Source organism: Streptomyces sp. NPDC059010 (assembly GCF_042740355.1).
Classification (GTDB): Bacteria; Actinomycetota; Actinomycetes; order Streptomycetales; family Streptomycetaceae; genus Streptomyces.
On sequence record NZ_JBHYJA010000010.1, the window covers coordinates 1 to 14,262 of the forward strand.

Sequence of the window (14,262 nt, forward strand, 5' to 3'; positions counted from 1 at the left end):
AACCTATCACCTCCCGGCCCCCCCCCCATAAAGGGCGGTGGGCCGCGATGGACTGAGATCAGGCTTGGGGGAAGCCGCAGGTCAGGCGTAGTGGGTCGCGATGGGCCGCGACCCTGGGGAATGCGGACTCAACCGCTGAGGGCGATGCCGTTGTAGACGGCGAGCCGCTCGCCCGATGGAGCGCGGGGTCGACTGCGGTTCAGCTGGGGGACGACGGACAGGAGGTTGCGGCCGAAGACCTGTTTCGTTCCGGACCGCACGTTGTTGTCCTCGGCCCACTCCCGCCAGACGGCCCACAGGTCGTCCACGGGGACGCTGCATGTGGGGCCGGTGGCGCATCGTTCGCGGACGAACGCGGATGTCGGTGAGGCGGTGTCCTGCATGGTCGTGACCGCTTCACGGCTGGAACTCGGTTCGGTGATCCGGCCCGTGGACTCCAGCCGGGCGAGCCCTTCCAGGGCCCAGTTGAGGATGCCGGGCATTTCTGCGGCGAGGCGGTCGGTGAGGCTGGTGTCTTCCTTGCCGAGCCACGAGACCGTCATGTTCAGCACGACGAATCGGCGGGCGATGACGCCGGATGCGTCGCCGAAGTGCGGGAGTTCGTTGGACAGGAGCATCAGCCGGGTGGGGAGCCGCCCTGTCCATGCCTCGCGGTACTTGCGGTCGATGTCGATGGTGTCCTCACCGGAGATCGTCAACAGCCGTTCCACGACTTGGCTGTTGTCGTTGCCGGACAGACGGGCGTCCGAGATGACCGCGAGTGGTTTGCCGACCAGGGTGGCCAGTCCGAAGTTCGTGCCCAGACCGGCCAGGGTCGGTCCGGCGAGGTTCTCCTTGCCGACCAGCTCTTTGAGGACGCGGGCGATGGTGCCCTTGCCGGAGCGGGACGGGCCGACCATGAGCAGGATCTTCTGTTGGTCGGTGCGGCCGGACAGGACGTAGCCGAACCACTCCTGAACTGCACGGATGGCGGCGGGATCGTTGGGCCAGATCTGGGCCAGGAACCGTTCCCAGGTCGGGGCGGTGGCGGCGGGGTCGTAGGCGAAGGGGACGGAGACGAGGTTGAAGAAGTTGGGGCCGTGCGGGAGTAAGGCGCGGTCGCGGATGCGCAGCAGCCCGTTGTCACACGCGACGATCGGCCCCCAGTCCTCGTTGGCCGCGTCGTTGGTGTCGAGCCAGGCCGGGGCGTCGATGTCCGTGGGCAACAGGGTGATGGCGCCGAGGGCATCGAGCAGGTTGCTGATTTTCTGCTTGGTCGGTGCCCAGTCCCGTTCTTCGGGCTGGTCGTCCTTGCCGGGGGCGAGGTAGACCGCGTGTTCCAGGCGGGTGTACATGGTTGCGCGCATCTGCGCTTCGTCCAGCTCCCGCCATGACGTACCGGTCCAGCGCATCCATGAGCCGCGCCAGCGTCGGCACACCAGCTGTTCGTCCTCGGTCTGCCAGTCGGGAAGCAGGCGGCGGGCAACCGCCAACGGGTTGGCGGGCGGGGGGAGTTTTTCCACGTCAGTCATGCGGCGGCCCTCCCTTCCAGGGAGCTCGGGAGCGGGCAGGCATCGCGGTGGGATTCGTGGTCGGCGATCAGGGCGAGCACACGCTTGCGACCGACGGCGCTGCGGTCCCTGCCGCACAGGCACTTAGACGTGGCGGTCGGGGTCGCGCCGGACAGGGGTGCGCAGATGTGCAGGACGGCGACGATGTACCGTCCGTCGCCCTGCTGCGGGTCAGAGCGAAGAGCAGTTCGGACGCCCTTGCGGGCGGCGCCTTTCGGCTCGCCCTCGGCCGTCTGGGGTGCGGCCGGTCCGGCGGCGCGCGGGCCGGTCGGGGTGTGGGTGAGGCTCTTAGAGGCGGAGGGGCTGGTCATCGCGTCCTGCCTCGGGCGGGGTTGTGAGCGATGGACCAGTCCAGGCCGCGACGGATCACGTCGTCGTAGTAGCGCTGCGGCTGAGAAGCGTTACCGGCCGCTGCCTTACTAAGAGCCTGCTCAACCTGTGTGCGGGTGAGGTCGCCGGACGAGATCAGCCGTCCCAGAGCGCGTGCGGCGCGCAGCAGCGTGGCGTTGCGGGTACCGTCCGCCGCGGTGGCCACGTTCCACGCTTCGTTGGTGAGCGCTACATCCGCATATCGACATGATTGACCCGAAACGGGCCCTGTGGGGGTCTGTGCGGGCTTGGGGGCGGGTCGCAGGATGGTCAGCAGCCACGGAGGCAGAGGGGCCGCCACAGAGCCGCTCAGCGGCTCATAGGTTCCGGTGGTGGTGATGCTGCCGGCGGCGACGACGTATCCGCCCCGCGCCCGGGTGTCGACCAACTTCCCGATGGTTCCTGCGGTGTTGGACAGTCGGACGTCGTCGGGGACGGTGAAGTACAGATGCTGTCCGCCGCTCGCGGTCCGCACCCGGTAGGTGTGAGGGACGGCGTGTCCGGCGCGCTCGCAGAGCGCTGCGAAGGTCGCCGCGCCGCAAGGCGCGTCCGAACTGCCCTTGTACTTGGGCATGTCGAGGTCGACCACGAGCAGCCGGGACGGACCGGTGGCAATGCCGACGTTGTAGGGCGTGTGCCACCAGGCGGTGCGGATGCGCTCGGGCTCGCGAGTGGCACGCTGCTCCCACTTCAGGTGACCGGCCGCGCACGCGCCTGTGAAGGTGCAGGTGGCCTCACCGTGCAGGGCGGGCCGCTTGTCGCCGGGACGCAGCGGGAAGACGGACCAGCCGCGCTCGGCGGCATCCAGGGCCGCGCGGAGCAGCGCGGAACGGGGGTTATGGGTCATGCTGGATGTCTCCTGCTCTCTTGGAGGGACGGGAGGACCGGGGCGGGCGCGGGCTTGTGGTGAGACGGCGCCCGCCTCGGGCGCGTGTTTAGGCGATGTCCAGGGCGAGCTGGGTGGGGGCGGGGTCCACGACCTCAGGGGCGTCGGCGGTGAGCAGAGTGCGGTAGGCGAGCGCGGCTTGGTGGATGACCACGCCGTTGCCGAGGATTTTGAGCTGGTCGGAGCGGGACAGGCCCAGGTCCGTACCGGTCACCCAGCCTGGATCGGCGCCCATCATCCATTCCACGAAGGCCGGGGACAGGCGGCGGTTGCCCTTGGTGCCCGGCTCGGTCGGCTCCGGGGCGGGGCGTCCCAGGACGGTTTCCCAGCGGTGGATGGCGGGTCCGTAGTCGGTGCCGTTGGTGGCCAGCCACTGACGGCTGTCGGCCAGGTCGCGGGCCAGGTACTCGATGGACGGGCGCGAGCTCGCACCCTGCGATGCGGACCGGTTGCGGCCGTAGCGGCTCGCGGTCGGGGTGGGCAGCAGGTTGACCACCACCTCGTTCAGCGGACGGGAGTTGGTCCCGAGCAGGTTGGAGGCGCCGGACTTCCAGTCCCTCGCGGCGGGGGTGGGCAGCAGGGTGACGGCGGTGCGCAGGTTCATTCCGCCCTGGCGCTTGGGGGAGGTTCCGGGGCCGCCGGTTCCGTCGCAGGCGGCGGGGGTGGGCAGCAGCCTCAGGCGCCGGTCGGGGGCAGCAAGAAGACCACTTCGTCCTCCAGCGTGGGCCCGTGCCCGCCGGCCTTGCGCTTGTCCGGGTGCTGGGGTCCGCCGTTGCGTCCGAGTTGGGAGGTGGGGGTCTTCAGCAGCGGGATACGCGACGGCGAACCAGCGGTCGCGGCGGTGGCAGGCTCCGACTTCGGGATCTCCAGCGCGTAGGCACATCCACCGCGCGTCGTACCCGATCGCGGCCAGGTCGGCGGCGACGACGTCGAGTCCGCGGCTGCGGAGGGCGGCGACGTTTTCCAGGAAGACGTATCGGGGTCGAAGATGGCGAACGGCGCGGGCGATGGTTTTCCAGAGTCCGGAGCGGTCACCGGCGATCCCGTCCCTAGGTCCGGCGTTGGAGATGTTCTGGCATGGGAAGCCTGCGGTGAGTGCCGCCGGGCGCGGCACCGTGGCGGCCAGCGCCGGCCAGTCGACCGCCGTGATGTCGCCCAGGTTGCGGGTCCCGGGCATGCGGTCGGCGAGCAGCCGGGAAGCGGCCGGGTCCTTCTCGCCGACCAGGGTCGTGGGCAGGCCGGTGACGGCTTCTACGGCCAGGTCCAGCGCACCGGAGCCGGTGCACAGGCTGATGTTGCCGCCGTCCGACGGCACGGCGGGGTGATGGGTCATGCTGGAGGTCTCCTGCTCTCTTGGAGGGACGGGAGAGCCGGGGCGGGCGCGGGCTTGTGGTGAGACGGCGCCCGCCCCGGGCGTAGCTACTGGTTGTTGATCCAGTGGGCGTACTGCTGACGGACGTAGTGCCGCGGGTCGCAGATGACGCCGGCGTCGTCCAGGCTCATCAGCCGCTCTGCTTCCCAGGTCGCCGCCTCGGCTGCGTCGGCGCTGGCTTCCTGGAGGGCGATGCGGTCCAGCAACGCGGCTTTGCGGAGCCAGTAGTCACGCGGCCTCGGGGTGCCGTACGGCTGGTTGGCGGCTTGCCCGCCGGTCCATCCAATCTCGCTGAGGATGCTCGGGGCGAGCGCGTAGGCCTCTTCCGGGCTGGGCCACGGGCCGGTGTTGCTGTGGTGTTCAGCCGTGACGTACAGGCGCAGCCGCTCGCCGCCGCGGGTGGGGTACTGGCTTACGCGGCCGACGGTGAAGGCCTGCGACAGGGCGTCCGTGATGCGGTCGGTGTCGGACCGGTCGCAGATGATGCGGATCTCGAACATGGGTCAGTACTCCTTGCTGGTGTCGACGGCGGGCAGTGCGGGAAGGCCGGCGCGTTCCAGCGCGGTGGGGTCGAAGCCGGGCAGCGCGGCGCGGGTGACAAGTGCCTGGGCGAGTTGTTCGGCGTAGGCGGCGCCGGTGCGGGCCACCTCGATCTCGGTGGTGGCGCGGAGGGTTTCGATGCGTTCGATGTGGGCGTGCTCCTCGCGCCGCTCGCTCATATCCCGGTCGTGCGCGGTGCGTTCGCGGCGGTCGGTGCGCCAGTAGCGGGCGGCGAGCCCGTAGGCGCCAGCGGTGGCGAGCGACCACAGCAGCAGGGGCAGCGAGAGTCCGTCGGAGTATCCGGCGACCCCGGCGAAGGCGAGGGCGCCGGAGGCGGCGAACGCGGTCCCGACGAGGACCGAGTCCCCGGTTGCGTTGCCCGCGGCCACGCCCGCAGCGGCGGCGCTGAGAGACAGTGCGGTCATCAATACGGCGTTGCCGATGGAGTGTTCGGCGCCGTTGGCGTTCCAGATCCGGGCGAGTGCGAGCACGGTCGTGGTGGCCAGGGCGGGCGCGGCTTTGGGCAGTGCGGCGGCGAGCCAGTGCCGGGCGACGGTGGCGTCATTCACGAGATCTCTCCCGTCAGTTGCCGAGCGCGGACAGGGCGTCGGCGGATGCCTGCACGAGGTTGTGGATGGGCTCGTACGCGCCGGTCCCGGCGGCGAAGAAGCCGAACAGGAACAGCACCAGGGCGGCGCCGCCCCCGGCGGAGCCGGTCTTGACGGCGAGTGCGGAGGCGGCGCCGAACAGCAGCACGGCGGAGATGCTGAGGATCATCGGGAAGCCTTTCGGTCAGGGGGTGTTGGTGCCGGCGCGGTAGATGCGGGCGAAGCGGTTGTAGAGCCAGCGGCCGACGCGTATGCGCTTGCCGGTCGCCTTGCAGCGGCGGCAGTCCTTGCCCCGCTTCATGCGGCCCTTGCGGTCGGTCTTCATGGCAAAGCCCCAGCCGGAGCACTTGCGGCAGGTCCCGAACGGCGAGGCCGCACACACGGCCATGTAACACAGCGTTACGCCGAGAAGCAGGGTGATAGCGAGCAGGGTCAGGGGCATGGAGGGCCCTCCGGGGCGGGTTTTGAGGGATTCCGCAGATGGGCCGCTATCCGCTAGCGGCCTGATCAGAGTGGGTTTGGGGCGCTAGCGGGGCCGCTAACGTTAGCGTGGTGTGCCGCTAGCGCTAGCGGCCCCGGATACTCAGCCCGCGTCCCGGTTTCCGTCACGCTCCGCAATCGCGGCGGTGATGTGGGAGCGGTCGATGCCGCGCCGGTTGACGACCTTGCCGTTGACCCGGCGCCCGACCTGGATGGTGGAGACGCCGTGCGGCTTGAGCGCGGCGGCGAGTCCCTCGGGGTCCCATCCGTCGTAGACGTCCTCACGCAGGTCGGCGAGGCGGGCGACGACGGTCTCGGACCACACCTTGGGCTCGTCGGCGGGGACGACGGCGAGGATGTCGCGCAGCAGGTCATACGCGCTGGACGCGTCCTGCTCCGGCTCTTCCCCGAGCGCGTGACCGGTGAGGGTGCCGGCGAGTTCGCGGGCCTTGCGGGCGCGGGCGCCGATGGCTTCGGCGGCCGGGGCGTCCACGTAGACGGAGCCGACGATGCGGGCGTCCGCGCCTTCGCCGACGAAGTAGTGGATGCCCTTGTCACCCCAGCTGAACATGGTGGCCCGCACGCCCCGCTTGTAGGCGGAGGTGCCGAGGACCATGTCGTTCTCCAGCTGGCCCATGACCTTCAGGCAGAACCGTGCCGAGGCGTTCGCGGAGATGCCGGTGGGCAGTGCCTTCGCGTCCGGGCGCTGGGTGGCGAGCAGCAGCACGATCCCGGTGGCCGGACCGCGTTTGACCAGGTCGGTGCAGATCTCTTCGAGTTCCTTGCCGTACTTGTCGTGCTCGAACCAGACCTGGCACTCATCCACCCCAACCACGATCGGGTGCAGTCCCAACTGCTTCATGTCCGCAAGCTGGGAGGTCACCTTGGACTCGGGGCAGATGTCCCGCGGCAGGGTGCGGATCATCTTCGCCCGGCGGCGCAGTTCCTCGCGCAGCGCGCGCAGGTCCCGCACCGCGTACTCGATGTCCTCCTCCTCGTCCCCGGCCCGGTGCCGGTGCGAGACGGCGTTACCGACCGGGTCCAGGTCGCCGGTGCCCTTCAGGTCGTAGGTGTGCAGCTCCGCGCGCGGGTCCAGAGCGGCGATGAGCAGCAGCAGCCTGAGCAGGAACGTCTTGCCCATGCGCGGAATCGCGCCGATCACGGCCGCGATGTACATGAGCGTGATCTCGACCCAGCGTCCGCGCTGGTCGGTGCCGAACGCGACCGGCCTGAACAGGTCCGTGCGACCGGACTTCAACAGCGGCCACACCGGCTTCTTCGCCTGGGACATGTCCTGGTCACCGACCCACAGCACCAGATGCCCGGTGTGCTCGTTCGGCACCCCCTCCGGCCACACACAGCCCAGCGGGCGGCGCAGCCCCGAGGCGAGGCGTTCGCGCCGCTCGATGATGTCCGTCACTGTCACGCCGAACGGCAGGTTGCCCTCCGCGCGCCAGCCGGGGCCGTCGCGGGTGATCGGGGCGGTGAACTCGAACCCGTCACGGCCCTTGCCCTGAGCCTGGTTGATGGCGGGGATGCCGAGCGAGCCGAGCGCCCGCAGCACGATGTCCGAGGTGAGCTTGACCGCCGCGGGCAGTTCCACCGCCCGGTGGATGACCGGGTCATCCGCCTTGCGGCCGGCGAACCCGAGCGCCAGCACGACCGCACCGACCGACAGAGCCTGAAGCCAGTCGGGGGCAAGCACATAGATGGCGAGCGCGGAGCCCAGCCCGATGAACATCGCGAGCACGGCCACCAGGGTCCGGAGTCGGACCCGACCATCACGCTGGCGCGACAGCTTCAGGTACTCGGCAGCATCCTCGCGGCGGACCGCGGCGAGCCGGACCGGCTCGCCCTCACGGTCGGCCACCCACCGCATCGTGCCACCCACGAACTTCGCGGCCCCGGACGGGGCTTGCAGGGTGAGGCGGGCGGCGTAGACCGGGGAGCGCAGCGCGTGGTAGCCGAGCGAGTGGGCGTAGTGCCGGGCCACCCACGCCGATGCAGTCTTCAGCTCCGCTACGGACTTGAGCCACACAGGGACGACCGGGCGGCGCCTGGCGGCGAGCAGCCGACCGAGGTAGCCCGGACCGGACGCGGTCGGGGCCGACTGGTCGACCATCACGCGCGCGGTCGGGTCGCCCGACTCGGCACCCGACCGGTCCGCGTCGGAGTCGGCCGCCGCGTCGGCGTCGGGTCGGGCATTCGGGTCGGCCGACCCGGCGCGGGCCGACCGCGCCTTGCCGAGGTCGACTACCTCGCCCCCGGAGTCGGGGCGGGAGTCGGCGTTCATCTCGGCTTCGAGCCGGTTGAAGAGTTCGTTGTCGTCGTCGGGGTGCTTCACTGAAGGTCCTTCCACTTTCGGGTGTGAGGGAGAGCGGGCCTGGCCGTCGCTGTAGGAGGTGAGCGGCCGGGCCCGTGTGCTTACAAGCCGGACGGGAGTGCGCTGCCCGCGGGGAACTCGAAGACCGTGATAAGGACTTCAAGGCCGGGGTCGTCGGCGTAGGCGACGCGGGTGTAGATGACCGTCAACGGGGTGCCGTCGCGGCCGGTGGTCGGATAGACGCAGACGTCGTGTCCCCATGCCCGGCGTCGGCCGACCTCGAAGCGGGCGTGGGACCCCGGGATCACGCCGTGAACGCCGAACCTGCTGCCGGTCAGGGAGACGACCCGCGCTGAGTCGACCGGGAGCGGCTGACCGAGCGAGCCACCCAAGCCGCGGAACAGACGGTTGATCCATTTCAGGCTCATGCCTGAACTCCTCCTTGGGGGCTGTCACCACCAGATGGACGACTTCTTGGCGGCCTTCGCGGAGGCGGCCTCGCTCACGAGCCGCTGCCGCGCCGTCTGCAAGGCGGTGAGCTCCGACTTCAGTCGGGTCTGGACCGAGGTCCACAGCGTCTCCAGCTTGCGGTCAGCACGGCTGGTGCTCTTGCCTCGCACGACCTTGTACGAGCCACCGGCCAGAGCCCGGACCACCGCCCGCTTCTCGGCACCAGTGAGCGGCCACATCTCGCCCTTGCAGGCCGCGTCGAGCTTTCGGGTCGCCTGCTGAATCTCGCGGTCGAGACGGCGGGTGTTGGGCTTGCCCATGGTCAGGTACTCCTCGGGGTGTCGTGCACGGTGATGGGGGTGTCGGGGAAGGCGCAGGGCACGCACATGCCGAGCGAGCTGGGGATGACGTAGCCCGCGTCGGTGCGGCAGCTCGGGCAGGTGCGGCGGGCGCGCATCGCCTTGGCGAGCGCGGCGCGCTTGCCCGGCGTCATCGGCCGCACGGGTTTGGAACGGTCGATGCGGTAGAGGTAGGCGACCAGCGGGCCGCGCCGGTAGCGCGGGCGCAGCACCTGAGCCGCGATCGACTGACCGCCCGGACGTAAGCCGCGGGCGCGGAGCTGGCGGCGTGTGGCGAGCCCGTCGGGGGCGTAGCGCCACGGGTAGGTGGGGATGCCGTACCGGCTGCCGGAAGGGTCGAAGCACTTGCCGAATGCCGCGGGCATCAGGCGGCCTCAGCCGCGGGCTCCTGGCCCCCCTGGCCTTCCGGGGCGTCCACCGCGTGCAGCGGACGGCCGTCGGCGCGCTCGCCCTTCAGGGTGTCGCGCAGCTTGCGGGCATTGGCCTGCGAGACATGCAGCGTGGTGCGCAGACGGTCCGCGGTCAGCTCCCCGTCCGTCCAGCCCACGGTGACGTTGCGGGCCTCGGTCAGCGCGTCCTCGAAGGTGCGCTGAGCCTTGCCCTTGCCCTTGGCCGGAGTGCGGCGGGGCGGGCGCCGCTTGGGCTCGGCCGGAGGTGCCGGCGGAATCTCCACCCGGGGCTCAGCGGGCGTCTCCTGCTCGATGGCGGGGGCCAGTTCGCCCATGCGCAGCATCACGCGATCACGCCGTGGCGTCTTCCAACGCCACTTCCAGCCGTACGTCTCGTGCAGGTCAGCGCGGGCCAACAGCCGTTCCCGCTCGCAGGTGAGCGCCACGCTGTAGGAGGTGACCTCCCACAGCGTCATGCGCCGCCACAGCGCGAACGTCGACAGCGGAGCCATCAGCCAGCGGGACCAGCGGATCTTCTCCATACGGCGGCCGACGGCGGCGCCGATGCGGACGGCGTAGATGTGCGCTCCGATCTCGGAGAACACCACCCACAGCAGGGGCATCGTGCCGTGCGCGACCTTTGCCCACAGGGAGTTTCCGGCGGCGACGTTCAACCCGCAGGTGACCAGGGTGAGCACCCAGGGCACGAACCGCACCCACGCCAGCGCCATATCCATGCGGATCAGCAACAGGTTGGCGACGGTGAACACCGGGATGGCAACGTCGATACCGACCGGCAACATCCACGGCTCACCGAACCCCCAACGAGCCGCAGCCTCGGACACGGCGTCGAAGGAGGCGATCAGACCGAGCGCGCCTACACCGGCCGCAGCGAGCGCGCCGAATCCGGCGAGCCCCATTTCCGGACGGGTCAGCGGCGGCACCCCGGACGGGGGCGCCTTGGGGGTAAGAGCCGTGGTGGTCATGCCGCAACCCCCTTGTGTGCCGAGCGGCGACGCCGGGCGGGACGGCTGAGCGGGATGACGTCGAACAGGTCCGGGTGCTCCTCGATGACCTCAGCAGCCATGCGGAGCAGGTCGTCGGGAAGGTCCGGGTTGTCGGCAAGGATGTCGCGCGCCGCGTCCAGACGGGCCGCACGCTCTGCGCAGACCGCGCACAGCCTGTCGCCCTCGGCACGGTTCTTGCAGGGCGGGCATTCCTCGCTGGGTTCGCCCTCCACCCCGAGCCACAGCTCAACCGGGGTACCGAGCGCCAGTTCCGCGAAGTCCTCGGCAGAGACGGCCTGTTGACGGCCGATGTACGCACGCATGAAAGCTCCTGACATGGGAGGGACGGGAGCCGGAGCAGCCGCAGGCGTGTTGGTGAGACGACGACTGCTCCGGAAGAACCCGAGCCGCAGCGCGGCAAGGGAGAGTGCCCCGGGCCGGATTCGATCCGGCGCCCTTCACGGCAGAACGCCGGGACGATGCTGCGGGAGTACTGGGTGCCTTGGCCGTAGGTGGCCCTGGCCGTGCCAGACGGGCGTGGCGGGCAGAGATCAGAAGCTCTGCTGGATGCCGCCGTGGTTGTCGCCGTTGACCACGATGCTGCCGGGGCCCTGGACGACCGTGTGGGTCTCCGTGTGGGTGCGCCCGCTGGCGTCGGTGGTCGTGTGGCTGGAGTGGATGACAGTCTCGCCGGACGTGGTGGGGCCGTTGGTGTCGCTGTTGTGCTTGCCCATGAACAACGCTCCTTGGTAGATGAGTTGGGCCGGCCGCTCTGGCCGACTCCCCTTGCCGCAGGAACTCGGTCCTGCGGCGCGGGCAGTCGTCAGCGCTGCACGACGTCCTTGGCCATGTCGCGGTGGCAGACGCTCACCGCGTGACCGGCGGCGGTCAGCCGCGCGGCCAGGGCGCGGGCGAAGGTCGGGGCACGGTGACGGCCACCGGCACATCCGTCAGCGACCGTCACGGTCCCGGCGGAAGGGCCGGAGGCGAACGCAGTGACCGCCGTTGCGGTGGCCTCCACCAGGTCCGTGATGCCAGGAGTGTTCAGCACGGCAGTGCGGACCGGCTCGTCGTCGGCGGTCATGTAGCGCAGCTCCGGCGACACGTGCGGGTCGCGGAAGTGGTGACGCAGGTCAATGGTCAGATGCGCGGCCGGCGGGGCGTCGTGCAGGTAGCCGAACGAAACGATCTCGACAACAGCCATGAAGGACTCCCAGGAAGAGAAGGGGTGTTCCGGCTCCCCTCAGCCCCGCTCGTGCGAGACGAGCGGAGGAGGCAACCGGCCGCAGCGCAGGCAGAGCCCGCTGCGGAGGGGTGAATTCGTGCAGGTGCGCGGCCTTACAGCCGCGCGGCCGTCACTTCGGGGGAGACGGCTCAGATGCCCACATATGCAGCTCCACCAGCGGTGGGGCGTTCTCAAACAGCGACCGATGCGGGGCCGGAGGCGCGCGGTTGTAGCCGCCTTCCTGCCGAGCGATCCCGTTCGGCTGATGCGGTACCTGTTTTACAGGTACCGCATAGGGGTCCGTCAAGTACGAGCACTGAACTTCCTGGGTTTTGCGCCGGGACTTCTTGGCGCACATTCAGAATCGCCGCAGGTCAGGGGAGTTCGTTACCCCCTACTTGGAAACCTTGCGGACTTCTGGCACGGTCAGAGGTCCCTAGATGTCCCTCAGAGGTGGGCAGATGTCCAACGAGCGTTTGCGTTCAGCCCTGTTGGCACGCGGCATGACCGTTCAGGACCTGGCCGACGAGATCAAGGTCAACCCGAAGACCGTCGAACGTTGGATCACGCAAGGGAAGGTGCCGTATCGCCGACACCAGTACGCCACGGCCGCAGCCCTCAAGGTCGACGTGACGACGCTGTGGGACGACGGCCGCGCGCTGGAGACTGCAACAGACCTGACCAAGGCGGAGATTGTGGCGGTCTACCCGCACCGCCACACGGTGCCCCCGGGCTTGTGGCGCGAGATGTACGCGCGAGCCGACAGGAACCTTGACGTCCTCGTCTACTCAGGGCTCTTCCTCTCGGAGGACCCTCTGTTCATCGACCTTCTGAAGAAGAAGGTCGAGGGGACCACCCAGGTGCGCATCCTGCTTGGTGACCCTGACTGTGAGGCCGTTCGGCAGCGTGGCATAGACGAGGGGCACCGGATCATGGACGGCAAGATCCGGAACGCACTGTTGAACTACCGGCCGCTCTTCGAGAGCCACCCTGAGATCAGCTTCCGCTTGCACGGCACGACTCTCTACAACTCCATCTACCGGTCCGACGACGAGATGCTCGTCAACCCCCACGTCTACGGCATCGGCGCCTACATGGCTCCCGTCTTCCACCTGCGCCGCATGCCGGGCGGCGGCCTGTTCGACACCTATGCGAATAGCATCGAACAGACCTGGGGAGGCGCTCGCCAGGCGACGGACCTCGACATCACGGGAGCCTGACCATGGGACGCATTGACTACCTGCACGACCCCGACGCACCGCCGGCCAACTCGGTCGTGCCTTCGGTCGTGGCGTTCGTCCAGAACGATGCAGGCCAGGTGCTCATGATTCAGCGCTCAGACAACGGGCGCTGGGCATTGCCGGGCGGCGGCCACGACGCGGGCGAGTCCATCAGCGACACAGTGGTCCGTGAGGTCTGGGAAGAGACAGGCATCAAGGCCGAAGTCGTCGACATGTCCGGGATCTACACCGACCCTGGCCACGTCATGCAGTACGACGATGGCGAAGTCCGTCAGCAGTTCAGCATCTGCTTCCGTGCACGCCCTGTCGGCGGCGAGCTGCGTACGAGCAACGAGACGACGCAGGTCCGTTGGGTCAACCCAACGGACCTGCGGGAGTTGGACATCCACCCCACCATGCGGCTCCGCATCGAGCACGCGATGGACCGGGCCCGGACAGCGCCCTACATCGGCTGACGCTTGGCGTCGGCGACCTTCTCAAGTACGCGCGCGGTACTCGCCAGGATCTCGGGTTCAGCGCGACGAATGAACGTGCCGATCAGGCTGTCAGGCCCGTAGCGGCCGGCAATCTCGTTGATCCGATCCACAGGGTTCGTGGGCGTGCCGTCGGGCGTCGTGTTCATGTCGCAGAAGCAGAGAGCGTCGTTCAGGTGCGCGCTCTCGCGAGGGAACTCCCCCTCCAGCTCCTCGCGCAAGCCGCGCGCATCGGCCTCCATCCACGCACAGGAGTGGTGGGCCACCAGGTGCACGACCCGCTCGTCGGCGTTCGCGACGTCCCGGAGGTAGCGAGCGCCGTCAAGGGGGTGAAAGCCGGTCTTGGCAAGGTCGGGCGCGTAGCCGATGTCGTGCAGGACTGCCGCGGCTTCCAGCAACTCGGCGTCCTCCCCGAGGATGAGCGCGATCGTGCGCGCCCTCTCGGCGACGCCCAAGCAGTGCTGCCAGCGTCGCGGCAGCGGCTCAGCCAGCAGGGACTCCGCGAGCGGATAGGCCCACTCCGTCAACGTCGACAAGCTACGAACGCTCCTCTCGGTTCGGCATAGCGCGGACCGTCCGCACCTTGCCTTGACCTTCACTCACCAGCACGCCGGCGGCTTCGAGCTTGTCGAGAGCCTTGGTCACGGTCGGCCGAGAGACCTTGAACCTGCCCATCAGGTCGGACGCACTGAGGAACTTGGCGCCCACCTCGAACCCTTCGGTCGCGATGATGTCGGCAATGCGCTCCTCCAGCGGTCGCCGGTCGACCTGCTCGCCCTGACGTACTACCCGCCACCGGCCGCCCCGCACCGGTTCAGCAACTCCATCCGCCTGAAGCTCCTTGAACGCGCGGAGCACTACGCCGCGCGAGACACCGTGATCACGCATAAGGTCTCCGGCGGCCGGAAGCTGCGTCATCTGCGGGTCTGCTTGGATCTGCCCCTTCACCACCTCCGCGATCTGCAAGAAGGTCCCCCGAGGGCTAGCCTG

Annotated in this window: 20 protein-coding genes; 2 read left to right on the top strand and 18 right to left on the bottom strand. The window is 69.4% G+C overall.

The annotated features are described in order from the left end of the window. Positions 1 to 128: 128 nt before the first annotated feature. The 16 genes from ACFWYS_RS12230 to ACFWYS_RS12305 all read right to left on the bottom strand — a co-directional run bounded on the left by ACFWYS_RS12230 (position 129) and on the right by ACFWYS_RS12305 (position 11,537). Positions 129 to 1,511 (bottom strand): phage/plasmid primase, P4 family, encoded by a 1,383-nt coding sequence (locus ACFWYS_RS12230; protein ID WP_384766277.1) that lies wholly within the window; start codon positions 1,509 to 1,511, stop codon positions 129 to 131. Then, positions 1,508 to 1,861 (bottom strand): hypothetical protein, encoded by a 354-nt coding sequence (locus ACFWYS_RS12235; RefSeq protein WP_384766279.1) that lies wholly within the window; start codon positions 1,859 to 1,861, stop codon positions 1,508 to 1,510. Before ACFWYS_RS12235 ends, ACFWYS_RS12230 begins: the two co-directional genes overlap by 4 nt. Continuing rightward, positions 1,858 to 2,766 carry a bifunctional DNA primase/polymerase gene (locus tag ACFWYS_RS12240; RefSeq protein WP_384766282.1) on the bottom strand — a complete coding sequence of 303 codons (909 nt, stop codon included), beginning with the start codon at positions 2,764 to 2,766 and terminating at the stop codon, positions 1,858 to 1,860. The genes ACFWYS_RS12235 and ACFWYS_RS12240 overlap by 4 nt, the downstream gene beginning before the upstream one ends. Before the next feature lie 88 nt (positions 2,767 to 2,854). Then, complete coding sequence (locus ACFWYS_RS12245) at positions 2,855 to 4,138, bottom strand: DNA cytosine methyltransferase (RefSeq protein WP_384766284.1); 1,284 nt, start codon at positions 4,136 to 4,138, stop codon at positions 2,855 to 2,857. Positions 4,139 to 4,224: 86 nt separating this feature from the next. Next, the gene (locus ACFWYS_RS12250) at positions 4,225 to 4,677 is read right to left on the bottom strand and encodes a hypothetical protein (protein WP_384766286.1); all 453 of its coding nucleotides are present in this window, start codon (positions 4,675 to 4,677) and stop codon (positions 4,225 to 4,227) included. A 3-nt stretch (positions 4,678 to 4,680) separates the two neighbouring features. Next, positions 4,681 to 5,286, bottom strand: coding sequence for a hypothetical protein (locus ACFWYS_RS12255; RefSeq protein WP_384766289.1), 606 nt, complete (start codon positions 5,284 to 5,286; stop codon positions 4,681 to 4,683). Between the two features lie 13 nt (positions 5,287 to 5,299). Next, positions 5,300 to 5,494: a hypothetical protein gene (locus ACFWYS_RS12260; protein ID WP_384766292.1), complete on the bottom strand. Its 195-nt coding sequence runs from the start codon at positions 5,492 to 5,494 to the stop codon at positions 5,300 to 5,302. A 15-nt stretch (positions 5,495 to 5,509) separates the two neighbouring features. Continuing rightward, a complete protein-coding gene (locus tag ACFWYS_RS12265; RefSeq protein WP_384766295.1) occupies positions 5,510 to 5,767 on the bottom strand; it encodes a hypothetical protein in 258 nt (85 codons plus the stop codon). A gap of 141 nt (positions 5,768 to 5,908) precedes the next feature. Then, a complete protein-coding gene (locus ACFWYS_RS12270) occupies positions 5,909 to 8,149 on the bottom strand; it encodes a cell division protein FtsK (RefSeq protein ID WP_384766297.1) in 2,241 nt (746 codons plus the stop codon). 80 nt (positions 8,150 to 8,229) lie between these two features. Further along, the gene (locus tag ACFWYS_RS12275) at positions 8,230 to 8,556 is read right to left on the bottom strand and encodes a hypothetical protein (RefSeq protein ID WP_384766300.1); all 327 of its coding nucleotides are present in this window, start codon (positions 8,554 to 8,556) and stop codon (positions 8,230 to 8,232) included. A gap of 24 nt (positions 8,557 to 8,580) precedes the next feature. Then, positions 8,581 to 8,898: a hypothetical protein gene (locus ACFWYS_RS12280; RefSeq protein WP_384766302.1), complete on the bottom strand. Its 318-nt coding sequence runs from the start codon at positions 8,896 to 8,898 to the stop codon at positions 8,581 to 8,583. Positions 8,899 to 8,900: 2 nt separating this feature from the next. Then, positions 8,901 to 9,302 (bottom strand): RRQRL motif-containing zinc-binding protein, encoded by a 402-nt coding sequence (locus tag ACFWYS_RS12285; RefSeq protein ID WP_384766304.1) that lies wholly within the window; start codon positions 9,300 to 9,302, stop codon positions 8,901 to 8,903. Continuing rightward, positions 9,302 to 10,312, bottom strand: coding sequence for a DUF2637 domain-containing protein (locus tag ACFWYS_RS12290; RefSeq protein WP_384766307.1), 1,011 nt, complete (start codon positions 10,310 to 10,312; stop codon positions 9,302 to 9,304). Before ACFWYS_RS12290 ends, ACFWYS_RS12285 begins: the two co-directional genes overlap by 1 nt. Next, positions 10,309 to 10,656 (bottom strand): hypothetical protein, encoded by a 348-nt coding sequence (locus tag ACFWYS_RS12295; RefSeq protein ID WP_384766310.1) that lies wholly within the window; start codon positions 10,654 to 10,656, stop codon positions 10,309 to 10,311. Before ACFWYS_RS12295 ends, ACFWYS_RS12290 begins: the two co-directional genes overlap by 4 nt. A gap of 228 nt (positions 10,657 to 10,884) precedes the next feature. Next, entirely contained in the window at positions 10,885 to 11,067 is a 183-nt protein-coding gene (locus tag ACFWYS_RS12300; protein ID WP_384766312.1) for a hypothetical protein, read from the bottom strand. A gap of 89 nt (positions 11,068 to 11,156) precedes the next feature. Then, a complete protein-coding gene (locus ACFWYS_RS12305) occupies positions 11,157 to 11,537 on the bottom strand; it encodes an ATPase (protein ID WP_384766315.1) in 381 nt (126 codons plus the stop codon). Positions 11,538 to 12,019: 482 nt separating this feature from the next. Between ACFWYS_RS12305 and ACFWYS_RS12310 the strand changes: the two genes are divergently transcribed. Then, a complete protein-coding gene (locus tag ACFWYS_RS12310) occupies positions 12,020 to 12,778 on the top strand; it encodes a helix-turn-helix domain-containing protein (protein ID WP_384766318.1) in 759 nt (252 codons plus the stop codon). A 2-nt stretch (positions 12,779 to 12,780) separates the two neighbouring features. Then, entirely contained in the window at positions 12,781 to 13,254 is a 474-nt protein-coding gene (locus ACFWYS_RS12315; RefSeq protein WP_384766320.1) for an NUDIX domain-containing protein, read from the top strand. On the opposite strand, the gene ACFWYS_RS12320 is transcribed toward ACFWYS_RS12315, so the two are convergent. Together ACFWYS_RS12320 and ACFWYS_RS12325 are read right to left on the bottom strand one after the other, a co-directional pair. Next, positions 13,242 to 13,808, bottom strand: coding sequence for an HD domain-containing protein (locus ACFWYS_RS12320; RefSeq protein ID WP_384766323.1), 567 nt, complete (start codon positions 13,806 to 13,808; stop codon positions 13,242 to 13,244). The two genes, ACFWYS_RS12315 and ACFWYS_RS12320, sit on opposite strands and share 13 nt — an antisense overlap. A 1-nt stretch (position 13,809) precedes the next feature. Continuing rightward, positions 13,810 to 14,238 carry a GntR family transcriptional regulator gene (locus ACFWYS_RS12325; protein ID WP_384766326.1) on the bottom strand — a complete coding sequence of 143 codons (429 nt, stop codon included), beginning with the start codon at positions 14,236 to 14,238 and terminating at the stop codon, positions 13,810 to 13,812. Positions 14,239 to 14,262 lie beyond the last annotated feature (24 nt).